Source organism: Streptomyces speibonae (genome assembly GCF_984686075.1).
Map to the genome: position 1 here is coordinate 6,843,445 of NZ_OZ480260.1, position 25,607 is coordinate 6,869,051.

A 25,607-nucleotide genomic window follows, 5' to 3' on the forward strand; every position below is an offset into this window, starting at 1 on the left:
CGGGGTCGAAGACCCGTGGCCCGCCCCCTCCCCGCCGGGGTGGATTACGCGGACGTCGTCACGGCTTCCTGCTCCTCCTCGACGCGGGCGTTCCACTCCCGCTTCGAGGCCTGCCAGCCGTCCTCGTTGTGGCCGAGGCGCCAGTAACCGGAGATCGACAAGTGCTCGCGCGGGATGCCACGCTCCACCCGCAGCAGCCGGCGCAGTTCCTTCACGAAGTGGGCCTCGCCATGGACGAACGCGTGCACCCGGCCCTCGGGGAAGTCGAGCCCCCGTACCGCCTCCACCAGCGCCTCGCCCACGCGCCGGCCGCCCCGGTGCAGCCAGCGCACCTCCACGTCGGAGTCGATCTTCTGCTCCTCCTCCGGCCCGGAGACCTCCACGAAGGCGAACGCGCGGGCACCATCGGGCAGCGCCTCCAGCGACCGCGCGATCGCGGGCAGCGCGCTCTCGTCACCGGCCAGCAGATGCCAGTCCGCGCCCGGGTCCGGTGCGTACGCGCCGCCGGGGCCGAGGAAGCGGACGACCTCACCGGGCCGGACGTTCGCCGCCCAGGGCCCGGCCAGCCCCTCGTCCCCGTGGACCACGAAGTCCAGCGTCAGCTCGCGGTGCTCGGCATCCCACTGGCGCACGGTGTACGTACGCGTCACCGGCCACTGCTCGCGGGGGAACTCCTCACGGATGCGCTGGAGATCGAAGGGCTCCGGATACGTCACCCCCGCGGCCGGGAACAGCAGCTTGACGTAGTGATCGGTGCAGGTGTCCGCGGCGAGGCCGGCCAGGCCGTCACCCCCGAGCACCACCCGCTGCATGTGCGGGGTCAGCCGCTCGGTGCGGACGACCACGGCCGTGTGCGGCGTACGCGCTGCGCGTGCCGGTCGCTCTGCCATGAGGTGCCTCCCAGCCGAATGAGTTAGGTAAACCTAAGCTAGCACCCCGATCCTGCGCATCACGCCGAAAGCGTCGTGAGCAGACGCCGCAGCGAGCCGCCCAGCCCCCAGCGGGCGGCCAGGGTTTCGACCTCACCCGGGTCGCGCGGCGCCCGCGGCAGCGCCGTGTCGACGTCCGGCAGCGGCACGTCGTCCGCGACCCGGACGACCTTGGGAGCGACCGCGAGGTACGGGCGCGCCTGATCCAGACGCTTGCGCTGCGTCGGCGTGAGCTTGGCCTGCCGGTCGTCCACGGCCGCCAGGATCCCGGCCAGGTCACCGAACTCGGCCAGCAGCTTGGCCGCCGTCTTCTCCCCGACACCGGGCACGCCCGGCAGCCCGTCGCTCGGGTCGCCGCGCAGCAGCGCCAGATCCGCGTACCCCTTGCCGTCCACGCCATACTTCTCGCGCAGCACGGCCTCGTCGGTGACCTGCAGCGTCCCGACGCCCTTCAGCGGGTACAGCACGCGCACGTCCCGCGCGTCGTCGACCAGCTGGTAGAGGTCGCGGTCACCGGTGACGATGTCCACCGGCCCGGCGGCACGCGCGGTGAACGTGCCGATCACGTCGTCCGCCTCGTACCCCGCGACCCCCACGCGCGCGATGCCGATCGCGTCCAGGACCGTCTCGATGACCGGTACCTGCGGCGACAGCGTGTCGGGCACCTCTTCCTCGTCCGGTCCCTCCGTCCGCTCCTCGGCGACCCGGTGCGCCTTGTAGGAGGGGATCAGCTCGACCCGCCACTGGGGGCGCCAGTCGGCGTCCATGCAGGCCACCAGGTGGTCCGGCCGGTGGTCCTGCACGAGGCGGTCGATGAAGTCCAGGAGCCCGCGCACGGCGTTCACCGGGGTGCCGTCCGGGGCCCGGACGGAGTCCGGGACTCCGAAGTAGGCGCGGAAGTACAGGGAGGCGGTATCGAGCAGCATCAGTCGTCCGGTCACGCCCCGCATCATGCCGCAATGCCGCCGGAAAAAGATGTTTGCCTCGTGCAAAACCGGGAAGGCGCGGCCGCGGAGCGATGCCGGTTACAGATTCAACTGTGTGGGCCGCGTGACCCGCCGATCGGCGTCGCTCCTGTCCTTGGCCGTCGAGACAAGAGGTACGCGTGTCATCCAGGCTTGAGGCCGAGCATCTGTTCAAGGTGTTCGGCAGACGACCGGACCAGGCGGTCGAACGACTGCGAGAGCAACAAACAGACCGGGAGGAACTGCGGGCCGACGGCGTCACCGCCGCCGTCATCGACGCCTCGTTCACCGTGGAGCCGGGCGAGATCTTCGTCGTCATGGGCCTGTCGGGCTCGGGCAAGTCGACCCTGCTGCGGATGCTGAACGGCCTGCTGGAGCCGACCGCCGGACACGTGCGCTTCGACGGTCAGGATCTGACCGCGCTGTCCGACCGGGAACTGCGCCAGGTCCGTTCCAGGAAGATCAGCATGGTCTTCCAGCACTTCGCGCTCTTCCCGCACCGCAGCGTCCGTGACAACGCTGCCTATGGTCTTGAAGTGCAGGGCGTGCCCCGCGCCGAGCGCGAACGCCGCGCCGACGAGGCGCTCGCCCTGTGCGGCCTGGCCGGCTGGGAGAAGTCGTGGCCCGACGAGCTGTCCGGCGGTATGCAGCAGCGCGTCGGTCTGGCCCGTGCCCTCGCCACCGACGCCGACCTGCTGCTGATGGACGAGTCCTTCAGCGCCCTCGACCCGCTGATCCGCCGCGACATGCAGGACCAGCTGATCGAGCTGCAGAAGAAGCTGAAGAAGACGATCGTCTTCATCACGCACGACCTCAACGAGGCCATGCGCCTGGGCGACCGCATCGCGGTGATGCGCGACGGCCGCATCGTGCAGATCGGCACCGCGCAGGACATCCTGATCCGGCCCGCCAACGACTACGTCGCTTCCTTCACCCAGGACGTCGACCGTTCCCGTGTGCTGACCGCCGCGGCGGTGATGGACCGCGAGGTGCGCGGCGACGAGGCCGACTGCAACTGCGAGACGGCCTCGCCCGACACCACGTTCACCGATCTGTGCGCGATCAGCGCGCGCGTACCGCACCCGGTCGCGGTGGTCGACACGGAGGACGCGCTGGTCGGGGTCGTGCCGCGGCAGCGCCTGGTCGGCTTCCTCGGCGACGAGGAGTCCGAGCAGGGGGTCTGCGACACCCCGCGCGACAAGGGCGAGAAGGTGATGGCCCGTGCCTAGGATTCCGCTCGGCGACTGGGTCAACAGCACCGTCGACTGGCTGCTCGACAACGTCAGCTGGCTGTTCGACTTCTTCAAGGCCGTCTTCACCGGCGCCTACGACGGGGTCAACGCCGTCCTCCAGGCCCCCGAACCGCTGATCCTCTGCGGCATCTTCGCGGTCATCGCCTTCTGGCTGCGGGGCACCTTCGCCGGTGTCCTCACCTTCTTCGGCTTCGCCTTCCTCGACTCCATGGAGTTGTGGGAGGACTCGATGGTGACGCTGGCCCTGGTCATCGTCGCCACCGTGATCGCGCTGGTCATATCGGTGCCGGTGGGCATCTGGGCGGCCCGCTCGGACCGGGTCAGCGCCGTGGTCCGGCCGATCCTGGACTTCATGCAGACGCTGCCCGCGATGATCTACCTCATCCCGGCGATCCTGTTCTTCGGAACGGGCTCCGCCCCGGGCATCGTCGCCACCCTGATCTTCGCGCTCGCCCCCGGCGTGCGCATGACCGAGCTGGGCATCCGCCAGGTCGACAAGGAACTGGTCGAGGCCGCCGAGGCGTTCGGCACCACCCCCCGCAACACCCTGCTGCGCGTCCAGCTCCCGCTGGCGCTGCCCACGGTGATGGCGGGCGTCAACCAGGTCATCATGCTGGGCCTGTCCATGGCCGCGATCGCGGGCATGGTCGGCACCGGCGGCCTGGGCGGCGCGGTCATCGAGGCCATCGGCCAGCTGAACATCGGTCTCGGTGCCGAGTCCGGCATCGCCATCGTCATCCTGGCGATCTACCTGGACCGCATGACCAGCGCCCTGGGCACCCATGTCTCCCCGCTCGGCCGACGCGCCGCCGCCAAGGCGCGGACCGCCCAGGGGTTGAAGATCTGGTCCTACCGGCCCCGCCCGCAGGTCGCCGTGATCGGCATCGTCGTGCTCGCGCTGGTCGCGGGCGGCATGGGCCTGTTCGGCGGCAGCGGCGACGGGCAGAACACCGCCGCCGACGGCAAGAAGGTCGGCGAGGGCAAGAAGATCAGCATCGGCTACATCCCGTGGGACGAGGGCGTCGCCTCCACCTTCCTGTGGAAGGAGATCCTGGAGCAGCGCGGCTTCGAGGTCGAGGCCAAGCAGTTCGAGGCCGGACCGCTGTACACCGCGCTCGCGCAGGGCACCGTCGACTTCCAGACCGACGCCTGGCTGCCCACCACCCACGAGGCGTACTGGAAGAAGTACGGCGAGCAGCTCGAGGACCTCGGCACCTGGTACGAGCAGACGTCGCTGGAGCTGACCGTCCCCGCGTACATGGAGGACGTCGACTCCCTGGAGGACCTCAAGGGCGAGGCCGCCACCTTCAACGGGAAGATCACCGGCATCGAGTCCAGCGCCGGCATGATGGGCCTGCTCAAGGACAAGGTGCTCGGGGACTACGGCCTCGACAAGGAGTACGAGGTCGTCGACAGCTCCACGCCGGCGATGCTGGCCGAGCTCAAGCGCGCCTACAGCAAGAAGGAACCGGTCGTCGTCACGCTCTGGTCGCCGCACTGGGCCTACAGCGACTACGACTTGAAGAAGCTGAAGGACCCCAAGGGCTCCTGGGGCGAGGGCGACGGCGTGCACCTGGTCTCCCGCAAGGGCTTCGCCGGTGACAACCCGGTCGTGGGGAAGTGGCTGAAGGACTTCTCGATGACCGAGGAGCAGCTCACCGGACTCGAGGCCGAGATCAACAAGGCCGACAAGGGCAAGCAGCAGGACGCCGTCCGCACCTGGCTGAAGGCCAACCCGGGCGTCGTCGACGAGCTGGCCCCGGTGGCCTCCGGGTCGGGCGGCGAGACCCCGGCAGAGGCGAAGCGCGCACTGGACGTGGCGTGGTTCCCGTGGGAAGAGGACGTCGCCGTCACCTACCTGTGGAAGAACGTGCTGGAGCGGCGCGGTTACAGGATGAACCTCAAGCAGATGGAGGTCGGTCCGGTCTACACCGGCCTCGCGTCCGGGGACATCGACCTCAACTTCGACGCGTGGCTGCCGCACTCGCAGAAGAACTTCTACGAGCCGAACAAGGACAAACTCACCGACCTCGGCACCTGGTACGAACCGGTCTCGCTGGAGATCTCCGTTCCCTCCTACGTCAAGGACGTCACGTCCCTGGCGGACCTGAAGGGCAAGGCCGACCTGTTCGGCGGGCGGATCGTCGGCATCGAGGCGGGCACCGGCCAGATGGACATCCTGAAGAACAAGGTGCTCCCCGCCTACGGCCTGGAGGACGAGTACAAGGTCGTCGACGGTTCCTCGCCGGCGATGCTGGCCGAGCTCAAGCGCTCCTACGCCAAGGAGGAGCCGATCGCCGTCACGCTCTGGTCGCCGCACTGGGCGTATAACGACTACGACCTGACCAAACTCGAGGACCCGAAGCGTGCCTGGGGTGCGACCAACACCATCCACACCATCGCCAGCAAGAAGTTTCCGGAGCAGTACCCGCAGCTCACCAAGTGGATCAAGGGTTTCCACATGAATGAGGAAGAGCTCGGCTCCCTGGAGGCGGAGATCAAGAACCGCGGCCAGGGCAACGAGGAGGAGGCCGTCGCCGCCTGGCTCGAGGAGCACCCGGACATGGTGGAGCGGATGACACCGCAGTAACCGCCGTACCGGCCGCCGCGTGGGGCGGGCCCGGACCCGCCCCGCACGGGCGGCCGGTCCCGCCCCACACGCATGTCCGTGACCGGACAGGAACACGGTAGGAATCCGGACAATCACAGAGCGCAATGCCCTGCCCAAGCTCCCCGTGACCTTCCGGCGCGCAGGGGCAACAATGGCGGGAACACCCCTTTTCCGCACGGGAGGGGAACCGAGGGGCCCGCCGGGCGGCTGGCGCGAAGTGTGAGGTCGGCACCGGCCGCGGGAGACGGCGACGTGACAGGCGCCTGAAACGGTTTGCCGAACGTGCGTAGGGTGCAGACAACTCATCAGGAGGAGTGCGTCCGTACCGGGGCGCACGGGGTGCGGGACGATCGGCGAGGAGGGAGCCGGAGCGATGGGCGACCACAAAGAACAGCCTTTGCGGGTGGGCGCGGCCGTGCGGCGCCGCCGCCGCGCGCTGGACCTCACGCTCGCCGTCGTGGCCGAGCGCAGCGGCCTGTCCGTCCCGTTCCTGAGCCAGATCGAGAACGAGCGGGCGCGTCCCAGCCAGAGTTCCCTGGAGAAGGTGGCCGACGCCCTGCGCACCACCGCCGTGGAACTCCTCGCCGCGGCCGACCCGGCGTGCAGCGTGGACGTCGTCCGTGCCGACGGCACCGAGCCGCGCGACGAACCCCGGGTGCGCTCCCTGGTGCGCGGACACCACCAGATGCACGCCTCCGAATACACCGGCGACCACGACGCCGGGCGGGAACTGCAGTTCCGCAACGACCAGTTGATGTACGTGTCGGACGGCGCCGTGGAGATCGAGGCCGAGGGCCGCGCCTACCGCTTGGGCCGCGGCGACACCCTCTACCTGACCGGAGGCGTACGGCACCGCTGGCGGGCCACGGTGCCCGAGACGCGGCTGCTGGTCGTCGCCGTCGCCGAGCACATCGAGGCGCTGCGGGACAAGCCGCGCCGATGAACCGCCCCGCCCGGGTGGTCTCCCTCGTGCCGTCGCTGACGGAGGCCGTGGCCCGCTCCGCCCCCGGCTGTCTCGTCGGCGCCACCGACTGGTGCACGCACCCCGCCGGACTGGACGTCGTACGCGTCGGCGGTACGAAGAACCCGAAGACGGACCGGATCACCGCCCTCGCCCCCGATCTGGTGATCGCCAACGAGGAGGAGAACCGCGAGCCCGACCTGGCCGCCCTGCGCGCGGCGGGGATCGAGGTGCTGGTGACGGAGGTGCGGACCCTGCCCCAGGCCTTCGCCGAGCTGGACCGGGTGCTCACCGCCTGCTCCGTGGCGGCACGGCCCCGGTGGCTGGACGAGGCCGAGGCCGCCTGGGCCGCCATGCCCCCGCCCCCGGAGTACCGGACGGCGGTCGTGCCCGTCTGGCGGCGCCCCTGGATGGTGCTGGGCCGGGACACCTTCGCCGGCGACCTGCTCGCCCGGCTCGGCGTCCGGCACCTCTGCGCCGGCCACCCCGAGCGCTATCCGCGCGTGCCGCTCGACGACCTGCGCGCGGCGGCACCGGACGTCGTCGTCCTGCCCGACGAGCCGTACCGCTTCACCGCCGACGACGGCCCGGAGGCCTTCCCGGGGCTGCCGTGCGCGCTGGTCAGCGGCCGGCACCTCACCTGGTACGGGCCGTCGCTGGCCGAGGCACCGGTGGTACTGGGGCGTGCCCTGCGCGCGGCGCGCTCCACATAAGCTGGGCTTATGAGCAAGACGGAGGATCATGCCGAGGACCGGCCGGACCGGTCCGACCGGCCGGCGGGCGCCGGGGGGCTGGCCCACCGGGTGCCGGACCTCGGGGCGCTGGAGCTGCTGCTGGCGGTGGCGCGGCTGGGCAGTCTGGGCGGCGCGGCACGCGAGCTGGGCATCACCCAGCCCGCGGCGAGCAGCCGCGTGAGGTCGATGGAACGGCAGCTGGGCGTGGCCCTGGTCGACCGCTCGCCGCGCGGCTCACGGCTGACGGACGCGGGGGCGCTGGTTACGGACTGGGCGCGAAGGATCGTGGAGGCGGCGGAAGCCTTCGACGCGGGCGCGCAGGCGCTGCGGGACCGCAGGGACTCGCGGCTGAGGGTGGCGGCCAGTATGACGATCGCCGAATATCTGCTGCCCGGCTGGCTGCTCGCGCTGCGCGCGCAGTGGCCGGACACGGCGGTGTCGCTGCTCGCGGGGAACTCCGCGGCGGTGGCGGAGCGACTGCTCGCGGGCGAGGCGGACGTGGGGTTCGTGGAGGGCCTCACGGTGCCGACGGGGCTGGACTCCGCGGTGATCGCCCACGACCGGCTGATCGTCGTCGCGGCACCGTCGCACGCGTGGGCGCGGCGGAGGCGGCCGCTGGCCGCGGAGGAGCTGGCGGCCACGGAACTGATCCTGCGGGAGGAGGGGTCGGGGACCCGGCAGGTGCTGGATGCCGCGCTGGGCGGTCTGGCGCGGCCGTTGATCGAGCTGTCGTCCACCACCGCGGTGAAGGCGGCGGCGGTGGGGGGTGCGGGGCCGGCGGTGCTGAGTGAACTCGCGGTGGGGGAGGAGCTGGCCACGCGGCGGCTGGTGCGGGTGCCGGTGCAGGGGGTTGCGCTGGCGCGGGATCTGCGGGCGGTGTGGACGACGGGGCACCGGCCGGTGGGGCCGGCGCGGGATCTGTTGTCGCTCACGCGGGGGTAGGTGGCCCGGCGTCGGTGCCGGCCGGGGGTGTTCGCGCAGCCCGGCGCCTACGGGGTGCCTCCCCCACTCTCGGCTCCTCCCCCACTCTCGGCTTCGCTCGAGCGGGAGGTATCCCATGAGCGGGTTGTACCCCCATGAGCGGGTTGTACCCCCATGAGCGGGAGGTACCCCCTTCGCCCACCCGTGCCGCTGGGGGCACCTCCCAGGCCCTTGAGGCACTGGGGGAGCCACGACTGCCCGCGGGGGCGTTAGCGGCACGACTGACCGCGGACCGCTGCGACCAAGGCCTGCATCACGCGCAGGTCTTCTGCCATTTCCGGGTGCCATTGGATGCCCAGGGTCCATCGGGGGGCGGGGAGTTCGATGGCTTCCACCGTGCCGTCCTCCGCGTGGGCCGAGGGGATCAGGTCGGTGCCGAGGCGGTCCACCGCCTGGTGGTGGTAGGTCGGTACGTACGTCTCCTCCGGGACGGCGGCCGCGTAGCGCGTGCCCGGGACCGGCTTGACCGGGTGGCGGCCGAAGACGCCCGGCACCTCCGCGTGCCCGTCGATGTGCTGGACGAGTGTGCCGCCCAGGGCGACGTTCAGCAGCTGCATGCCCCGGCAGATGCCGAGCAGCGGGACACCGCGGTCCAGGGCCGCCTCGATCAGCGCCAGCTCCCAGGCGTCCCGCTCCCGGGCGGGCGGCCCCGTGCGCGGGTCGGGCTCGGCGCCGTAGCGGGCCGGTTCCACGTCCGGACCGCCCGCCACGACCAGGCCGTCGAGGCGGGCCACCGTGTCCGCCGCCCGTTCCGGCGCGTCCGGCGGGAGCATCGCGGCCAGCCCGCCTGCCCGCTGCACCAGCCGGGGATAGCCCGCCGGCAGCAGCGCGGCGTCCAGCTGCCACACACCCCAGCGCACCCCGGACTCCGCGTATGTGCTGATGCCGATCAGTGGCCTGGCCGTCACGGCGGGCACCTCCCTGTGCTGTCAGTTCCGTGCCAACTCTGCCTCGGCCGCCGCCAGTGCCGCGAATTCCTCCTCCGGCGCCTTCGCCACCAGATGCTTGCGGCTGTACAGGCCGAAGTAGGCCACGGCCACGATGTACACCGCCAGCGCGATGAACGCGGCCGTCACGTCCACCAGGAACGTCGCCACCAGCGCCGCGCAGGCCAGCACCAGGGCGACCGAGGAGGTCAGCACGCCGCCCGGGGTGCGGTACGGCCGCGGCAGCTCCGGCTCGCGGCGGCGCAGCACGATGTGGGAGAGGGACATCAGCGCGTACGAGATCGTCGCGCCGAAGACCGCGATGTTCAGCATGCGCGCGCCGTTGCCCGTCCCGGCGGCCAGCGCGAAGCCGATCGCGCCGGGCACGAGCAGCCCGAGGTAGGGCGCCTTGCGGCTGCTGGTCAGGGACAGGAACTTCGGCAGATAGCCCGCGCGGGACAGCGCGAACAGCTGGCGCGAACCGGCGTAGATCAGTGAGAAGAACGACGCGATCAGCCCGGCGAGGCCCGCGTAGTTGACGATCCGGCTGAGCGCCGTCGCCTCTCCGTCCGGCTGGAGCGCCTCCACCAGCGGGTTGCCCGCGTCCTGGACCGCGGACGAGCCCCGCGCCCCGGCGGCCGTGAAGAAGGTCATCAGGGCCAGCACCACCAGGATGCCCATGGACCAGCGGATCGCCCTCGGCAGCGTACGGGCCGGTTCCCGGGTCTCCTCGGCGGCCAGCGGTACGCCCTCCACGCCCAGGAAGAACCACATGCCGAACGGGAACGCCGCCCAGATGCCCAGCAGCCCCATCGGCAGCCAGGAGTTCGCGCCGAACGCGGAGCCGTCCACCGGGATGTCGTCCAGCGAGGACGCGTCGAACTCGGGCAGGGCCGCCAGCGCGAAGACCACCAGCGCCGCCACCGCGATGCCCGTGACGACGAAGCTGAACCGCAGCGCCTCGCCCACGCCCCACAGGTGGATGCCGATGAAGATGATGAAGCAGGCCAGATACACCGGCCAGCCGGACTCCAGGCCGAACAGGCCCAGCGACTCGACGTAGTCGCCGATGAAGATGGAGATGGCGGCCGGGGCCAGGACGTACTCGATCAGGATCGCGGTGCCGGTGAGGAAGCCGCCCCACGGGCCGAGGGCACGGCGGGCGAAGCCGTAGCCGCCGCCGGCGGTGGGCAGGATCGAGGACAGCTCGGCCAGCGCGAAGACCATGCAGGTGTACATGGCGCCCATCAGCACCATGGCGATCGCCAGGCCGCCGAAGCCGCCCTCGGCCAGGCCGAAGTTCCAGCCCGAGTAGTCGCCGGACACGACGTAGGCGACACCGAGGCCGGTCAGCAGCAGCCAGCCGGCGCTGCCGCGGCGCAGCTTTCTGCGCTCCAGGTAGTCGTCCGCCTCACCGGCGGGTTCATGGGACGTGGACGGAAGGCTCACGGGGCGACTCCCCAGGGGGCGATGACAAGGAGGGGGACAATGGAACGGATCCAGACCTTTGTGGGCCCATACCTTCGTGGGGTGGACGGCGCGAGCGCAAGACCCGTGCGTTAAACCGCGGTAAAGCCTCTCCCCGGCGCCGCGCGCCCCACCTCGCCCGTTCGGGTCATGCCCCCACGCTCACGCCAGGAAGCCCCGCAGCAGCGCCGCCGTTCCCGCGCAGTGCTCGCGCATCACCTCCCGCGCCCCGTCCGCGTCCCCCTCCAGTACGGCCTCGACCAGCGCCGCGTGCTGCCGCTGGGAGTGTTCCAGGTTGTGTACCAGCAGCGGAATGCAGTCCAGCAGGTCGTTCACCGTCGCCCGCACCGCCGCGTACTGCGCGGTCAGGCTCGGCGAACCGCACAGCTCCGCCAGCCTCAGGTGGAACAGCGTGTCCAGCCTCCGGTAGTCGCCCAGCGGGGCGTCCTGCGTGCCGGACAGCGCCTCGCGCAGCCGTAGCGCCTGCTCGTCCGTCAGTCCGTGCGCCGCGCACAGCCCCGCCGCGCCCACCTCCAGCACCTCCCGGAAGCGCAGCACGTCCTCGATGTCCACCTCGGCGATCCGCCGCCGCAGCTCCTCCTCGCCCGCGTCCGTCGGGCGGGGCAGCACGAACGTGCCCCCGTACCGGCCGCGCCGCGACTCCACCAGACCCTGGTCCTGGAGCACCTTCAGCACCTCGCGCAGCGTCACCCGGCTGATCCCCAGCCGCTCCGCCAGCTCGCGCTCGGCCGGCAGCCGCTCCCCGCCCGCCACCAGGCCGAGGCGCACCACCTGGAGGATCTGCTCCAGTGCCTCCTCGAAGCCGTTGCCCGCGCGGACCTGCCGCAGCACCGGCGCCAGGCGGTCCCCCACCGCGCCGACCGCATCTTCCGGCATCTCGCCGTGCCCCCTTCCCAAGCAAAGGTTCACCGCAATACCTTATGGCTCCCGGCTGAACGAAGAAGCCCGAGGAGGCACTCCCGTGGCAGACCGCACACCCCCGCTCTCCGTCGAGGAGCTGCACGCCCTCGTCGCCGGCGGTGAGATCGACACTGTCGTCCTGGCCTTTCCCGACATGCAAGGGCGACTTCAGGGCAAGCGGTTCGCCGCGCGCTTCTTCCTCGACGAGGTGCTCCACCACGGCACCGAGGGCTGCAACTACCTGCTCGCCGTCGACGCCGACATGAACACCGTCGACGGCTACGCGATGTCCTCCTGGGACACCGGCTACGGCGACTTCGCCATGTACCCCGACCTCGACACCCTGCGCCGCGTCCCCTGGAACGAGGGCACCGCCCTGGTCGTCGCCGACCTCGCCTGGGCCGACGGCACCCCGGTCGTCGCCGCCCCGCGGCAGATACTGCGCCGCCAGCTGGACCGGCTCGCCGCGCTCGGCTACACCGCCCAGACCGGCACCGAGCTGGAGTTCATCGTCTTCCGGGACACCTACGAACAGGCCTGGGACGCCGGCTACCGGAACCTGACCCCCGCCAACCAGTACAACGTCGACTACTCCGTGCTCGGCACCGGACGCATCGAACCCCTGCTGCGCCGCATCCGCAACGAGATGGCCGCGGCCGGACTCACCGTCGAGTCCGCCAAGGGCGAGTGCAACCCCGGCCAGCACGAGATCGCCTTCCGCTACGACGAGGCCCTGGTCACCTGCGACCAGCACGCCGTCTACAAGACCGGCGCCAAGGAGATCGCCGCCCAGGAGGGCGTCTCGATCACCTTCATGGCCAAGTACAACGAGCGCGAGGGCAACTCCTGCCACGTCCACCTCTCCCTGACGGACGCGGCCGGCGACACCGTCATGCCGGACTCCGCCGAGGAGCCGGACGCCATGTCCGAGGTCATGCGCCACTTCCTCGCCGGGCAGCTCGCCGCGCTGCGGGACTTCTCCCTGCTCTACGCCCCGCACATCAACTCCTACAAGCGGTTCCAGCCGGGCTCCTTCGCGCCCACCGCCGTCGCCTGGGGACGCGACAACCGCACCTGCGCCCTGCGCGTCGTCGGCCACGGCCGCTCCCTGCGCTTCGAGAACCGGCTGCCCGGCGGCGACGTCAATCCGCACCTCGCCGTGGCCGGCATGGTCGCCGCCGGGCTGTACGGCATCGAGCAGAAGCTGGAACTGCCCGAGCCCTGCCCGGGCAACGCCTACACCGGCGACTACGAGCACGTCCCCACCACCCTGCGCGAGGCCGCCGAGCTGTGGGAGAACAGCGTGATCGCCAAGGCGGCCTTCGGCGACGACGTCGTCGCGCACTACCGCAACATGGCGCGCGTCGAGATCGACGCCTTCGACGCCGCGGTCACCGACTGGGAACTGCGCCGCTCCTTCGAACGCATGTGAGGCCCTCCGTGCCCGACCAGCCCGCCGAGCTCCAGGTCCACAACCCCGCGACCGAGGAGGCCATCGCCACCGTCCCCGCCGCGACCGTCACCGACGTCGACGCGGCCGTCGTACGCGCCGCACGCGCGCAGACCGCCTGGGCCGCCCTCGCGCCCGGCGAGCGGGCCCGGCTGCTGCGCCGCTTCGCCGTCACCGTCGACGAGCACCTCGAGGAACTGGCCCGGCTGGAGGTCCGCGAGGCCGGCCACACCCTCGGCAACGCCCGCTGGGAGGCGGGCAACGTCCGCGACCTGCTCGACTACGCGGCCGGGGGAGTGGAACGCCTCACCGGCCGGCAGATCCCCGTCGCCGGCGGGGTCGATGTCACCTTCCCCGAACCGCTCGGCGTGGTCGGCGTCATCGCCCCCTGGAACTTCCCGATGCCCATCGCGGCCTGGGGCACCGCACCCGCCCTCGCCGCCGGCAACGCGGTGCTCCTCAAACCAGCCGAGACCACCCCCCTCACCGCCCTGCGCCTGGCCGAGCTCGCCCTCACCGCCGGACTGCCCGAGGGCCTCTTCCAGGTCCTCCCCGGACACGGCCCGGTCGCCGGCAACGCCCTCGTCGAACACCCCGGCGTCGCCAAGATCGTGTTCACCGGGTCGACCGCCGTCGGCAAACAGGTGTGGGTCAGGGGCGCGGACCGCCTCAAGCGCGTCACCCTCGAACTCGGCGGCAAGAGCCCCAACATCGTCTTCGCCGACGCCGACCTGGAGGCCGCCGCGGCCGCCGCCCCCATGTCCTTCCTCGACAACGCGGGACAGGACTGCTGCGCCCGCACCCGCATCCTCGTCGAGCGCTCCGTGCACGACCGGTTCCTCGAACTGCTCGCCCCCGCGATCGAGACGGTCCGGGTGGGCGACCCGGCCGACGAGAGCGTGGACATGGGCCCGCTGATCTCCGCCGCCCAGCTCGCCCGCGTCCGGTCCTACGTCACCGACGGCCTCGACGGCATCCGCGGCAAGGCCCCCGAGGGCCCCGGCCACTGGTTCCCGCCCACCGTCCTCACCGGCGTCGACCCGCAGGCACCCGTCGCCGTCGAGGAGGTCTTCGGCCCCGTCGCCGTCGTCCTCCCCTTCGACACCGAGGCCGACGCCGTACGCCTGGCCAACGCCACCGAGTACGGACTCTCCGGCTCGATCTGGACCCGGGACGTGGGCCGCGCCCTGCGTGTCTCGCAGGCGGTGCGCGCGGGCAACCTGTCCGTCAACTCCCACTCCAGCGTCCGCTACTGGACCCCCTTCGGCGGGTTCAAGCAGTCCGGCGTCGGCCGCGAGCTCGGCCCCGACGCGCTCACCGCCTTCACCGAAACCAAGAACGTCTTCATCAGCACGGAGGCCTGAGAGCACATGAGCGAAGAGACCATCTGCCGCCGCCTTGTCGGCCGCACCGCCGTCATCACCGGAGCGGGCAGCGGCATCGGGCTCGCCACCGCCCGCCGGCTCGCCTCCGAGGGCGCCCACGTCGTCTGCGGGGACGTGGACGAGGCACGCGGCAAGGCGGCCGCAGAGGAGACCGGCGGCACCTTCGTGAACGCCGACGTCACCGACCCCGAACAGGTCGAGGCGCTGTTCGGGGCCGCGCACGACACGTACGGCAGCGTCGACATCGCCTTCAACAACGCCGGGATCTCCCCGCCCGACGACGACTCCATCCTGGAGACGTCACTGGAGGCATGGAAGCGGGTCCAGGAGGTCAACCTCACCTCCGTCTACCTGTGCTGCAAGGCCGCCATCCCCTACATGCGGCGCCAGGGCCGGGGCTCCATCATCAACACCGCGTCCTTCGTGGCCCGCATGGGCGCGGCCACCAGCCAGATCTCCTACACCGCCTCCAAGGGCGGAGTCCTCGCCCTGTCCCGCGAACTCGGCGTGCAGTTCGCCCGCGACGGCATCCGCGTCAACGCCCTGTGCCCCGGCCCGGTCAACACCCCGCTGCTCCAGGAGCTCTTCGCCAAGGACCCCGAGCGCGCCGCCCGCCGGCTGGTGCACATCCCGCTCGGCCGGTTCGCCGAGGCGGAGGAGATCGCCGCCGCCGTCGCCTTCCTCGCCAGCGACGACTCCTCCTTCGTCAACGCCACCGACTTCCTCGTGGACGGCGGGATCTCGGGGGCGTACGTCACACCCCTGTAGGGCGCCTCGTTACAGTGCCCGGATGAGCATGACGCCTCCGCCCGGCTGGTACCGCGACCCGCACGCCCCGCACCTGGAACGCTGGTGGGACGGCACGGCTTGGACCGAGCACCGGCGCCCGCCGGAGGCTCCCGCCGCGCCGCCGGCCCCGTCCATGGGCGGCACCGGCGGTCCGGCGGCGGGCGGCGGCCGCACGAAGGCGGTCGCCCTGACGGCCGCCGGTGCCGTGCTCGTCGCGGCGGTCGTCACCGGCGCGGTGTTCCTGCGCGGCGACGACGGCGACACCCGGCCGCGCACCGGCCCGGCGGCCACCACCTCCCCGGCCGCGACCGGAGCGTGGTCCCCGTCGCCGTCCCCGTCGGGCTCCGCCTCCGCGCCCGCAGGCGACCCCGACGTGGTCGAGGACCCGCTCAACGGCATCACCTTCCCGCTCCTCGACGGGTGGGTCCGGCCCGAGCACGTCTCCCAGGACGACGTCGTCATGACCACCGACGGGACCTACGACTGCCCCGGCGAGGGCTCCGTGTGCCGCCACGGCCTCGTCGTCTCCCGCACCGTGACCGCGACCGACGAGACCTCCCCGAAGGTGCTCGCCGAGAAGGACATCCCCGACGCGGCCGAGGAGGCCTTCGGCGAGGACGCCCTCGGCCAGCAGCCCTACGGCGGAGTGAAGTCCCACGAGGTCGTGAAGTCCGGCCCGGTCGCGGTGGCGGGCCGGGCCGGGTACTTCGTGCGCTGGCGCGTCACCACGGGCAAGGGCCCCGGCGGCCTCGTGCAGTCGCTGGTGTTCCCCTCCAGCGTCGGCACCGAGTCGCCGGTCGTCGTGCGGTACGCCTTCGACGCCGGTCCCGACGGACCGCCCCCGGCCGACATGGACCGCATCACCAAGGGCATCCGCTCGGTCACCGACGGGGACTCCGGCGGCGGCGTCGGCAGCAGCATCGGCCCGACGCGCTGAGCCGCAGCACGCGTCACAGGAAGGTGTGCCCCTCACCCCGGTACGTCGGCACGGTCGCCGTCACCGCGTCGCCCTCCACCAGACACAGGGCGTCGAACCGCTCGCACAGCTCGCCCGCCTTGGCGTGCCGGAACCACACCTTGTCGCCGATCAGCAGGTCGTCGGCGGGCGGACCGAGCAGCGGGGTCTGCACCTCGCCGGCCCCCTCCTGGGGGTCGAACCGCAGCCCTTCGGGCAGATACGGCACCGGCAGCCGGTCCGCGCCGGGCGCGCCCGACGCCGGATAGCCCCCGCCCAGCACGGTCACCACTCCGACACCGGGACGCCGCACCACGGGCAGCGCGAACAGCGCCGCCGGACGCCCGCGGAACGACGTGTAGTTGTCGAAGAGACGCGGTACGTACAGCCCCGAACCGGCCGCGATCTCGGTGACCGCCTCCTCCGCGGCGGTGTGCTGCACACTGCCCGTGCCCCCGCCGTTGACGAACTCCAGGTCCGGCACGACCTCCCGCACCGCCCGCACCACCGCCGCCCGCCGCTCGGCGAGTTCACGGCGCGCGGCGGCCTGCATCAGCCGCACCGCGCGGGACCGCAGCGGATGCCCGGCCACCGCGTCGCCGACACCGGCCACATGACCCTCGTACGCCATGATCCCGACGAGCCGGAAACCCGGCCGCCGCGCCACCGCGCGCGCGACCTCGGCGACCTGGGCGGGGGAGTGCAGCGGCGAACGGCGGGCACCGACCCGCACCCGTCCGCCGAACAGCTTCAGTGAGGTGTCCAACTCCAGGCAGACCCGCACCACTTCGTTGCCGCCCGCGCGGGACGCGTCGATCAGGTCCAGCTGCGCGGGATCGTCGATCATCACCGTGACGGCGGCCGCCGGCTTGGGATCGGCGGCGAGTTCGGCATACCCCGCGCGGTCCGCGGAGGGATAGGCCAGCAGGATGTCGTCGAACCCGGAACGGGCCAGCCACAGCGACTCGGCGAGCGTGAACGACATGATGCCCGCGAAACCGTCCCGGGCCAGGGCCCGTTCGAGCAGCGCACGGCAGCGTACGGACTTGCTGGCGACCCGGACCGGTTTGCCCCCGGCCCTGCGGACCAGGTCGTCGGCGTTGGCGTCGAAGGCGTCCAGATCCACGATCGCGACAGGGGCGTCGAGCTGGGCGGTGGCCCGGTCGTAACGGGCCCGGTCGGCGGCGCGCGCAGTCATGACGGCAGCCTGCCAGACAGGATTACCGCAGGGTAGGGGGACGTTCCGGGCAGATGCCGCGGGCCTGCGGACTGGTTCCCGTTCGAGGCGGATCACGCCGTAGAGTGACGCGCACGCACGGCGGAACGGGGCCGGCCGGGACGCCCGGGCGGGATGACGCGCCGTCCGTGCGGGTATCTGTGCCCGGGACGAGTCGGTGCCGGGCCCTTGGCAGCGCGCCGGCCCCAGCGGCCCGGGCACGAGGAAACGGGGGGTGCATGAGCACGGAAGCGCGTCGCGCCTCCCACCCCCCGCGCCCCACCGTGCCGCCACGCCCCGCCCACCCACCTGCTCCGTCGGCCGACCCCGTCCCGGACGCCCCCCAGGGCCGCACCTCGGGCGGCCCCGGCGCCTTCGACATCCGCGAACCCCGCGAGCCCGCGCCCGACGACTCTTCCGCCCAGGGCGCTGCGCATGCGCCCGGCCCTGCGGAGCGGCGTGTCGGTGGCACGGGTCCGGCGGTGCCGCGTGGGCGGACTGCCGGGGGGCCCGGCGCGCCCGCGCCCGGCGAGCCACCGCGTCCGTCCGGCGCCGACGGCGGGTCCGGCGCCCTCGGGCTCCGCGAGCCCGGCGGCACGGGTGCTGCGGTGGGCGAGCCGCCGCGTCCGTCCGGTGTCGACGGCGGGCCGGGCAGGTCCGGTGCCTTCGGGGTTCGCGCGCCTGCGGGTGCGGAGCGGCGTGTCGGTGGCACGGGTCCGGCGGTGCCGCGTGGGCGGACTGCCGGGGGGTCCGGCGCTCCCGCGCCCGGCGAGCCACCGCGTCCGTCCGGTGTCGACGGCGGGTCCGGCGCCTTCGGGCGGGGTCAGTCCGCCGGAGCGCCTGTCGGGAGGGGCGGTGACTCCTTCGAGCCCGGCGGGGCCGTGGACGAGGGCGGTGGGTTCGCGCCGCGGCCGCGCGTTCCGGCGCACGGAAGTGCGGACTCCGCGCCTCCGCCGCAGGCCTCCGCGCGGTTCCCCGACGCGCCGCCGACCGTCGGCCGGCCGTCCGTACCGCCGCAGCCCACCCACCGGCCCGCCGCACCCGCCGAAACGCCGTCCGAGGCGACCACCCGCCTGCGTCCCGTCCCCGCCGCGCGCCCGGGCCACGGTGAGCGGCGCCCCTCCGACGCCGACCGCGGCCGGGACGGCGCCCCCGATCCCGCGCTCTCCTGGAGCGCCTCCATGGCACCGGGCGGCGCCCCCGGCGGGCGGCCCGCCTTCGTGTCGTTCGGCGAGCCGGAGCGGTTCGACGAGCACGCCCCGCGACGGCCGTTCGCGCGGCGCAGCCGCTCGCAGCTCGTGGCCGCCGCGACCTGTCTCGTCCTCGGGACGGGACTCATCGGCGGCGCCGTCGCCGGTGCCTGGCTCGCCGGTGACTCCGAGGGATCCGGCGCCCGGCACGGCTTCGCCGCCGCCGGGGCCCTGTGGCACAACGTCCCCGTCGACCAGCTCTTCCCGCCCACCGTGCAGGGCAAGGGCGCAGGACCCGGCGACGCCGACCGGTCCTGGACCCGGATCGCCGTCGCCCCCGACAGCGGCTGCCGGGGCGCCTTCGACCCCCTGCTGAACAAGGTCCTCGCCCCCGTCGGCTGCGAACGCCTGCTGCGCGCCACCTACACCGACGCCACCCAGAGCCACGTCACGACTGTCGGCCTGCTGTTCACCGAGGCCGACGCCGCCGGCATGGCCAACCTCGCCCGCCGCTTCGACACCGAGCGCCTGGACCGCCGTACCGACCTCGTGCCCCTGCCGTACGCGGCGAAGGGCACCGCCGCCGCGGGATTCGGCGCGCAGCAGCGCGCCTCCTGGGCGATCTCCGTGCTCACGGACGCCCCCGTCGTCGTCTACGCCGTCTCCGGCTGGGCCGACGGCCGCACCGTCGACACCCCGGAACCCGCCGAGGACGCCATGGAGTCCAACGCCACCACCGCCCCCGCCCAGGCGGGCCTCGGCCACGAGGCACAGGGCCTCGCCGACCGCATCGAACGCGCCCTGCGCAAGCGCGCCGGCACCGCCACGGAGCAGCCGTCATGAGGCCCGCCACCCGCCGCCGCCCCGCCACGGCCCTGGCCGCCCTCCTCGCCGCCGGCCTCGTGCTCCTGCCCGCCGCCCCCGCGCACGCCGACGGCATCCGCGCCCGGCAGTGGTCCCTGGAGGCCATGCACACCGACGAGGCCTGGCGGACGACGAAGGGCGAGGGCGTGACCGTCGCCGTCCTGGACACCGGCGTCGAGGCCGACCACCCCGACCTCGACGGCAACGTCCTCACGGGCAAGGACCTGGTCGGCTTCGGAGCGAGAGAGGGCGACCGCGCCTGGGCCCGGCACGGCACCGCCATGGCCGGCATCATCGCCGGTCACGGACACGGCCCCGGCAACACCGACGGCGTCATGGGCATCGCGCCCGAGGCGAAGATCCTTCCCGTGCGCGTGATCCTGGAGGACGGCGACCCCTCCCGCGCCAAGGCCCGCAAGACCCGCGGCAACGCCCTCGCCGAGGGCATCCGCTGGGCCGCCGACCACGGCGCCGACGTCATCAACCTCTCCCTCGGCGACGACTCCGCCTCCGCACACCCCGAACCCGGCGAGGACGAGGCCATCCAGTACGCCCTCGGCAAGGGCGTGGTCGTCGTGGCCTCCGCCGGGAACGGCGGCGAGAAGGGCGACCGGATCTCCTACCCGGCCGCCTACCCGGGCGTCATCACCGCCACCGCCGTCGACCGCTACGGCACCCGCGCCCCGTTCTCCACCCGCCGCTGGTACGCCACGGTCAGCGCGCCCGGGGTCGACGTGATCATCGCCGACCCCGACCACAAGTACTACGAGGGCTGGGGCACCAGCGCCGCCGCCGCGTTCGTCTCCGGCGCCGTGGCCCTGGTCAGGTCGGCCCACCCCGATCTGACCCCCGCCCAGATCAAAAGCCTCCTGGAGGACACCGCCCGCAACGCCCCCGCCGACGGCCGCGACGACTCCCGGGGCTTCGGCTTCATCGATCCGGCGGCCGCGATCGAGGCGGCGGCCCGGTTGAAGCCGGACGGTCCTAAGTCCGCGGCGTACGGGGACAAGTACTTCGGTCCTGGCCCGGACGCCGGCGAATCCGACGAGGGCACCGCCGACTGGGCGGCGCCGCTCGCGGGCAGTGTCGGTGGCGTCCTGCTTGTCGCGACGGTTGTGCTGTGGCGCAACCGCCGCCCGGACCGCGAGGACTTCTAGTCCTGTGCGGGCGTGAGGGCCGGCCGGGGGGTGTTCGCGCAGCCCGGCTCACGGGGTGCCCAGGCCCTGGAGGCACTGAGGGAGGCACGACTGCCCGCGGGGCGGGAGCGGGCCCGCTTGTTCATGAGAGCACCGACGCCACCGCCCCCTCCACCAGCGTCACCCCCCGTTCCTTCGTCGTGTTGCCGTCGGACAGGGCCGCGACCAGGTACGCGCGTCCGCCGACCGTGACGCAGCCCATGCTGTTCACGACCCACAGCCCCGTCGCGTCGCGCGGCAGCCAGCCGTTCTTGACCGCCCGCACCGTGCCCGCGCCGGCGACGGACGGCACACCCCACGCCTGCTCCGGGACGACCCCCTCCATCAGTTCCCGTACATACGCGCGCGAGGCCGCGCTCAACTCCGACCGCTCGCCGAAGACCTGCCGCAGCAGCACCAGCCGGTCCTCGGCCGTGGTGCGGGTCAGCCCCCACAGCGGGCCCTCGCCGCCCACGGTCCGCGTCAGCCCGAGGCGGGCGTTCGCGGCGTCGAGCCCGGCCGCCCGGCCGATGCCGTCCCACAGGGCCGAGGCGGCACGATTGTCACTCCGTACGATCATCGCCCGCGCGTACGCCCGCTCCACCCCGGTGAGCTCCCGCCCCGCGTCCTGCGCGCCGAGCAGCACGGCCGCCAGGATGTCGACCTTGACGACGCTCGCCGTGACGAACACCCCGTCCCCGCAGGAGACCGTCTCCCCGGAACCGAGGTCCACCGCGGCCACAGACACCCTCGCTCCTTCCCCCACCGGCATCTCCTTCCGTCCCGTCGAAGTAGGGTCGGGGACCGTGGCGAACAAGAACATCCCCGACTCCCCGTTCCGCGACGACGACGGCACCGCCGATCCCCGGCTGAGGGCCGCGCTCGCCGCCTGGGCCGAGGACGGCAACGCCGTCGGCCCCGTCCTTGAGGCACTCAAGGGTGCCCGCCTGCTGGTCCCGGTCGTGGCCCTGCTCGGCGAGACGGAGGAGGACGAGAACGGGCTGCGCCGCGAGAAGACCAGCGACATGGCCGTACCGACCCTGAAGGCCGGCGGCCGCACCGCGCTGCCCGCCTTCACGTCCGTCGAGTCGCTCGCCCGCTGGGACCCGTCCGCCCGCCCCGTGGCCGTACCGCTGCACCAGGCGCTGCAGGCCGCCGCGCACGAGAAGGCGGACACGGTGATCCTCGACATGTCGGGCCCCGTGCCGTTCGAGCTGACCGGCCCGGTGCTCCTCGCCCTCGCCGAGGGCCGTACCAGTACCGACCCGCTCACCGACCCGGCCGTCGTCGAGGCCGTACGGGCAGCCGTGGCCGCCGAGCCCGCGGTGCTGCGCGCCCACCTCGGCCCCGGACAGGCCGACGGCACCCTCGCCCTCGTGCTCGACCCCGCCACGCCCGTCGCCGAGACCGCGGGGGCCGTGGCCCGCCGGCTCGCCGCCGACGAAACACTCAGGGCCCGCCTGGTGCGCGGCCTCGACCTGGCGGTTCTGCCGGCCGAGGCGACGCCACCCGGCGAGCCCCTGTACGTGCGTCCCTGAAGCGCGGGCGCGGAGCGCGTCCTAGCCGTAGATCGCGCCCGTGTACTTCTCGCCCGGACCCTGGCCCGGCTCGTCCGCGATCACGGACGCCTCGCGGAAGGCCAGCTGCAGCGACTTCAGGCCGTCGCGCAGCGGCGCCGCGTGGAAGGAACTGATCTCGGTCGCCGAGGCGTCCAGCAGACCGGCCAGCGCGTGCACCAGCTTGCGGGCCTCGTCCAGGTCCTTGTGCGTGTCGCCCTCCTCGGTCAGACCGAGCTTCACGGCGGCGGCGCTCATCAGGTTGACGGCGACCGTCACGATCACCTCGACGGCCGGGACCTCGGCGATGTCGCGGGCCATGGCGTCGAAGTCGGGGTTGCCGGGGGTCTCGGGGGTCTCCGAGGGGGAGGTGTCACTCATGCCCCACACGATAGGCGCAGCCGGGCGGCCCCCCGACGTCAGGAGGCGGGCGACGGCCGGTTGGTGCGCCTGACCGGGAGCTGCTAACCTTGTGTAACGACCGGTCGGACCCGTATGCCTCGCGGCTGACGAGCCCGGCCCACAAGTGGAGACTTCGAACTCCCACCTGGCCGCCCTCAGGGCGGCGGGTCACCGGTCAGGCGGTTCCGTCCCCGAGGCGGCGTCCGCCCGAAAGCGCGCCCCGCGGCCATCGCGGCGGTGCTCCGGTAGTTCGAGGAGCCCCGCCTGTGATCGTCCGGGGCATTTTTCGTGCTTCGGCGCGGTTAGGTCTAACGAACACAGACGTTACGCGGCTGTCCGCCAGACCGTCGCGTGGTGCTACCGAGGAGGATCCATCAGCGCCGAGCCCCGCATCAACGACCGGATTCGCGTTCCCGAGGTGCGACTTGTCGGTCCCAGCGGCGAGCAGGTCGGGATTGTTCCGCTTGCCAAGGCCCTGGAGCTTGCGCAGGAGTACGACCTCGACCTCGTCGAGGTCGCGGCGAACGCCCGTCCGCCCGTGTGCAAGCTCATGGACTACGGGAAGTTCAAGTACGAGTCGGCCATGAAGGCCCGTGAGGCGCGCAAGAACCAGGCGCACACGGTCATCAAGGAGATGAAGCTCCGGCCGAAGATCGACCCGCACGACTACGACACCAAGAAGGGTCACGTCGTCCGGTTCCTCAAGCAGGGCGACAAGGTCAAGATCACGATCATGTTCCGTGGTCGCGAGCAGTCCCGGCCGGAGCTCGGCTACCGGCTGCTGCAGCGGCTGGCGGAGGATGTCCAGGACCTCGGGTTCGTCGAGTCGAACCCGAAGCAGGACGGCCGCAACATGATCATGGTCCTCGGTCCGCACAAGAAGAAGACCGAGGCGATGGCCGAGGCCCGCCAGGCACAGGAAGCCCGCAAGGCGGAGGCGAAGGCCAACCCCGGCAAGTCGCAGAACGCCGCGGCCGCCGAGGCCACGGCCGAGGCTCCCGCCGAGGCGTGACCCCCGGGGCCGCAGGCCCCAGGAGTATTCGATACAAGTACGACGCTCCACCGTGCCCGGTTTTCGTGACCGGGCACCGGAGCGCCACCGACGAGGAGAGAACGGCGCTATGCCGAAGAACAAGTCGCACAGCGGTGCCAGCAAGCGCTTCAAGATCACCGGCTCCGGCAAGGTGCTCCGCGAGCGCGCCGGCAAGCGCCACCTGCTCGAGCACAAGTCGTCCCGCGTGACGCGTCGCCTCACCGGCAACGCCGAGATGGCCCCGGGCGACGCCGCGAAGATCAAGAAGCTTCTCGGCAAGTGAGGCCGGGCGCCCAGCGCCTGATCCACCGACACCGGGACCCAATCGTTTCCGGGCCGTGTGCCGACCACCACGGCCCCGCTACAAGGAGTTAACAAGTGGCACGCGTCAAGCGGGCAGTCAACGCCCACAAGAAGCGCCGGGCGATCCTCGAGCAGGCCTCCGGCTACCGCGGTCAGCGTTCGCGCCTGTACCGCAAGGCCAAGGAGCAGGTCACCCACTCGCTGGTCTACAACTACAACGACCGCAAGAAGCGCAAGGGTGACTTCCGCCAGCTGTGGATCCAGCGCATCAACGCCGCTGCCCGCGCCAACGGCATCACGTACAACCGCTTCATCCAGGGTCTGAAGGCCGCCAACGTCGAGGTGGACCGCAAGATCCTCGCGGAGCTCGCCGTCAACGACGCGACCGCGTTCGCGGCGCTCGTCGAGGTGGCGCAGAAGGCGCTGCCGGCGGATGTCAACGCGCCCAAGGCCGCGTGAGCACCGCGTTGGCTTGAAGCCGACGTGAGTTTCCAGGACCCGCAGGCTGAAAGCTTGCGGGTCCTGTTGTGTGCGGTTCTCCGGTCGTCGTCCGGCCGCGGGGCCGTGTTGGCTGGCCGCGCAGTTCCCCGCGCCCCCGGGGGAGTTGCGCCTCCGTGTGTCGAGTACTTCCGAAGGTGACGAAGAAGATGGCCCCCGTCAGCCCTGAGCTGATCTCCCCCCGTTCCCCGCGTGTCGCTGCCGCCCGGCGGCTGGGGAAGCGGAACTTCCGGGGGAAGGAACGGCTGTTCCTCGCCGAGGGGCCGCAGGCCGTGCGGGAGGCCGCCGCGCACCGGGGGCGCGACGCCGCCACCCTCGCCGAGCTGTTCGCCACGCCCGAGGCGGCCGAGCGCTACGCCGGCATCGTCGGGGCGGCACGCGACGCCGGCGCCCGGGTCCACCTCGCCTCCGAGCAGGTCATCGCCGACATCTCCACCACCGTCACCCCGCAGGGCCTCGTCGGGGTGTGCCGGTTCCTGGACACGCCCTTCACGCAGATCGTCGCCGCCCGGCCCCGGCTCGTCGCCGTCCTCGCCCACGTACGCGACCCGGGGAACGCCGGCACCGTGCTGCGCTGCGCCGACGCCGCCGGGGCCGACGCCGTCGTCCTCACCGACGCCTCCGTCGACCTGTACAACCCCAAGGCCGTACGCGCCTCCGTCGGCTCCCTGTTCCATCTGCCCGTCGCCGTCGGCGTCCCCGTCGAACAGGCCGTCACGGGACTGCGCGACGCGGGCGTACGGCTGCTCGCCGCGGACGGGGCCGGGGACCGGGACCTCGACGACGAGCTCGACAAGGGCACCATGGGCGGCCCCACCGCCTGGGTCTTCGGCAACGAGGCCTGGGGGCTCCCCGAGGAGACCCGCGCCCTCACCGACGCCGTCGTCCGCGTCCCCATCCACGGAAAGGCCGAAAGCCTGAACCTGGCCACCGCCGCCGCCGTATGTCTCTATGCGTCGGCACGTGCACAGCGCGCCGCCGGAGGGTGCCGCTCCGTCACCATGAACTAGTAGGCTGACCAGCCCGGGGACCCTCCCCAAGCT

General features: G+C 72.6%; 24 protein-coding genes. 16 read left to right on the top strand and 8 right to left on the bottom strand.

The window, feature by feature from the left end; all coding sequences use genetic code 11:
• Positions 1 to 44 precede the first annotated feature (44 nt).
• Both AC5L3C_RS30820 and AC5L3C_RS30825 read right to left on the bottom strand, forming a co-directional pair.
• Positions 45 to 890, bottom strand: a complete 846-nt coding sequence (locus tag AC5L3C_RS30820; protein ID WP_493652282.1) for a siderophore-interacting protein — start codon at positions 888 to 890, stop codon at positions 45 to 47.
• 59 nt (positions 891 to 949) lie between these two features.
• Positions 950 to 1,879 carry a 5'-3' exonuclease gene (locus tag AC5L3C_RS30825; protein WP_493654094.1) on the bottom strand — a complete coding sequence of 310 codons (930 nt, stop codon included), beginning with the start codon at positions 1,877 to 1,879 and terminating at the stop codon, positions 950 to 952.
• Between the two features lie 155 nt (positions 1,880 to 2,034).
• Here AC5L3C_RS30825 and AC5L3C_RS30830 point away from each other — a divergent pair, with 155 nt between their 5' ends.
• From AC5L3C_RS30830 to AC5L3C_RS30850, 5 genes are all read left to right on the top strand, one after another.
• A complete protein-coding gene (locus AC5L3C_RS30830; RefSeq protein WP_493652284.1) occupies positions 2,035 to 3,123 on the top strand; it encodes a quaternary amine ABC transporter ATP-binding protein in 1,089 nt (362 codons plus the stop codon).
• Positions 3,116 to 5,737 carry an ABC transporter permease/substrate binding protein gene (locus AC5L3C_RS30835; RefSeq protein WP_493652286.1) on the top strand — a complete coding sequence of 874 codons (2,622 nt, stop codon included), beginning with the start codon at positions 3,116 to 3,118 and terminating at the stop codon, positions 5,735 to 5,737. The genes AC5L3C_RS30830 and AC5L3C_RS30835 overlap by 8 nt, the downstream gene beginning before the upstream one ends.
• Before the next feature lie 394 nt (positions 5,738 to 6,131).
• Entirely contained in the window at positions 6,132 to 6,701 is a 570-nt protein-coding gene (locus AC5L3C_RS30840; protein WP_125507976.1) for a helix-turn-helix domain-containing protein, read from the top strand.
• Complete coding sequence (locus tag AC5L3C_RS30845; RefSeq protein ID WP_493652288.1) at positions 6,698 to 7,432, top strand: helical backbone metal receptor; 735 nt, start codon at positions 6,698 to 6,700, stop codon at positions 7,430 to 7,432. Before AC5L3C_RS30840 ends, AC5L3C_RS30845 begins: the two co-directional genes overlap by 4 nt.
• Before the next feature lie 9 nt (positions 7,433 to 7,441).
• Complete coding sequence (locus AC5L3C_RS30850; protein ID WP_125507980.1) at positions 7,442 to 8,395, top strand: LysR family transcriptional regulator; 954 nt, start codon at positions 7,442 to 7,444, stop codon at positions 8,393 to 8,395.
• A 248-nt stretch (positions 8,396 to 8,643) separates the two neighbouring features.
• Here the strand turns inward: AC5L3C_RS30850 and AC5L3C_RS30855 are convergent, their stop codons facing one another.
• The 3 genes from AC5L3C_RS30855 to AC5L3C_RS30865 all read right to left on the bottom strand — a co-directional run bounded on the left by AC5L3C_RS30855 (position 8,644) and on the right by AC5L3C_RS30865 (position 11,724).
• The gene (locus AC5L3C_RS30855; RefSeq protein ID WP_125507982.1) at positions 8,644 to 9,342 is read right to left on the bottom strand and encodes a gamma-glutamyl-gamma-aminobutyrate hydrolase family protein; all 699 of its coding nucleotides are present in this window, start codon (positions 9,340 to 9,342) and stop codon (positions 8,644 to 8,646) included.
• Between the two features lie 21 nt (positions 9,343 to 9,363).
• On the bottom strand, positions 9,364 to 10,809 hold the full coding sequence (gene eat, locus AC5L3C_RS30860; RefSeq protein ID WP_493652290.1) for an ethanolamine permease: 1,446 nt from the start codon (positions 10,807 to 10,809) through the stop codon (positions 9,364 to 9,366).
• A gap of 180 nt (positions 10,810 to 10,989) precedes the next feature.
• Entirely contained in the window at positions 10,990 to 11,724 is a 735-nt protein-coding gene (locus AC5L3C_RS30865) for a FadR/GntR family transcriptional regulator (RefSeq protein WP_493652292.1), read from the bottom strand.
• A gap of 85 nt (positions 11,725 to 11,809) precedes the next feature.
• Between AC5L3C_RS30865 and AC5L3C_RS30870 the strand changes: the two genes are divergently transcribed.
• From AC5L3C_RS30870 to AC5L3C_RS30885, 4 genes are read left to right on the top strand one after another with little or no spacing between them, the layout of a single operon-like run.
• Positions 11,810 to 13,180, top strand: coding sequence for a glutamine synthetase family protein (locus AC5L3C_RS30870; RefSeq protein ID WP_493652293.1), 1,371 nt, complete (start codon positions 11,810 to 11,812; stop codon positions 13,178 to 13,180).
• Between the two features lie 8 nt (positions 13,181 to 13,188).
• On the top strand, positions 13,189 to 14,562 hold the full coding sequence (locus AC5L3C_RS30875; protein WP_493652295.1) for an aldehyde dehydrogenase family protein: 1,374 nt from the start codon (positions 13,189 to 13,191) through the stop codon (positions 14,560 to 14,562).
• 6 nt (positions 14,563 to 14,568) lie between these two features.
• Positions 14,569 to 15,351 carry a 3-oxoacyl-ACP reductase gene (locus tag AC5L3C_RS30880; protein ID WP_125507992.1) on the top strand — a complete coding sequence of 261 codons (783 nt, stop codon included), beginning with the start codon at positions 14,569 to 14,571 and terminating at the stop codon, positions 15,349 to 15,351.
• Positions 15,352 to 15,379: 28 nt separating this feature from the next.
• Positions 15,380 to 16,309 carry a DUF2510 domain-containing protein gene (locus AC5L3C_RS30885; RefSeq protein ID WP_493654096.1) on the top strand — a complete coding sequence of 310 codons (930 nt, stop codon included), beginning with the start codon at positions 15,380 to 15,382 and terminating at the stop codon, positions 16,307 to 16,309.
• Between the two features lie 13 nt (positions 16,310 to 16,322).
• On the opposite strand, the gene AC5L3C_RS30890 is transcribed toward AC5L3C_RS30885, so the two are convergent.
• Positions 16,323 to 17,525, bottom strand: coding sequence for an amino acid deaminase/aldolase (locus tag AC5L3C_RS30890; RefSeq protein WP_493652297.1), 1,203 nt, complete (start codon positions 17,523 to 17,525; stop codon positions 16,323 to 16,325).
• An 899-nt stretch (positions 17,526 to 18,424) separates the two neighbouring features.
• On the opposite strand from AC5L3C_RS30890, the gene AC5L3C_RS30895 reads away from it, so the two are divergent.
• Complete coding sequence (locus AC5L3C_RS30895; RefSeq protein ID WP_493652298.1) at positions 18,425 to 19,576, top strand: hypothetical protein; 1,152 nt, start codon at positions 18,425 to 18,427, stop codon at positions 19,574 to 19,576.
• Positions 19,573 to 20,754, top strand: coding sequence for a type VII secretion-associated serine protease mycosin (gene mycP, locus AC5L3C_RS30900; protein ID WP_493652300.1), 1,182 nt, complete (start codon positions 19,573 to 19,575; stop codon positions 20,752 to 20,754). Before AC5L3C_RS30895 ends, mycP begins: the two co-directional genes overlap by 4 nt.
• 121 nt (positions 20,755 to 20,875) lie before the next feature.
• On the opposite strand, the gene AC5L3C_RS30905 is transcribed toward mycP, so the two are convergent.
• Positions 20,876 to 21,520 carry a serine hydrolase gene (locus AC5L3C_RS30905; RefSeq protein WP_493652302.1) on the bottom strand — a complete coding sequence of 215 codons (645 nt, stop codon included), beginning with the start codon at positions 21,518 to 21,520 and terminating at the stop codon, positions 20,876 to 20,878.
• Positions 21,521 to 21,578: 58 nt separating this feature from the next.
• On the opposite strand from AC5L3C_RS30905, the gene AC5L3C_RS30910 reads away from it, so the two are divergent.
• The gene (locus AC5L3C_RS30910; RefSeq protein WP_493652303.1) at positions 21,579 to 22,310 is read left to right on the top strand and encodes an SseB family protein; all 732 of its coding nucleotides are present in this window, start codon (positions 21,579 to 21,581) and stop codon (positions 22,308 to 22,310) included.
• 21 nt (positions 22,311 to 22,331) lie between these two features.
• Here the strand turns inward: AC5L3C_RS30910 and AC5L3C_RS30915 are convergent, their stop codons facing one another.
• The gene (locus tag AC5L3C_RS30915; protein ID WP_493652304.1) at positions 22,332 to 22,709 is read right to left on the bottom strand and encodes a DUF1844 domain-containing protein; all 378 of its coding nucleotides are present in this window, start codon (positions 22,707 to 22,709) and stop codon (positions 22,332 to 22,334) included.
• A gap of 394 nt (positions 22,710 to 23,103) precedes the next feature.
• On the opposite strand from AC5L3C_RS30915, the gene infC reads away from it, so the two are divergent.
• The 4 genes from infC (at position 23,104) to AC5L3C_RS30935 (ending at position 25,574) form a co-directional block, all read left to right on the top strand.
• The gene (infC, locus tag AC5L3C_RS30920) at positions 23,104 to 23,742 is read left to right on the top strand and encodes a translation initiation factor IF-3 (protein WP_125510465.1); all 639 of its coding nucleotides are present in this window, start codon (positions 23,104 to 23,106) and stop codon (positions 23,740 to 23,742) included.
• A 109-nt stretch (positions 23,743 to 23,851) separates the two neighbouring features.
• Positions 23,852 to 24,046 carry a 50S ribosomal protein L35 gene (gene rpmI / locus AC5L3C_RS30925; RefSeq protein ID WP_003977225.1) on the top strand — a complete coding sequence of 65 codons (195 nt, stop codon included), beginning with the start codon at positions 23,852 to 23,854 and terminating at the stop codon, positions 24,044 to 24,046.
• A gap of 95 nt (positions 24,047 to 24,141) precedes the next feature.
• Positions 24,142 to 24,525 (top strand): 50S ribosomal protein L20, encoded by a 384-nt coding sequence (gene rplT, locus AC5L3C_RS30930; protein WP_004933571.1) that lies wholly within the window; start codon positions 24,142 to 24,144, stop codon positions 24,523 to 24,525.
• Positions 24,526 to 24,713: 188 nt separating this feature from the next.
• The gene (locus AC5L3C_RS30935) at positions 24,714 to 25,574 is read left to right on the top strand and encodes a TrmH family RNA methyltransferase (protein ID WP_493652308.1); all 861 of its coding nucleotides are present in this window, start codon (positions 24,714 to 24,716) and stop codon (positions 25,572 to 25,574) included.
• The last annotated feature ends 33 nt before the right edge of the window (positions 25,575 to 25,607 follow it).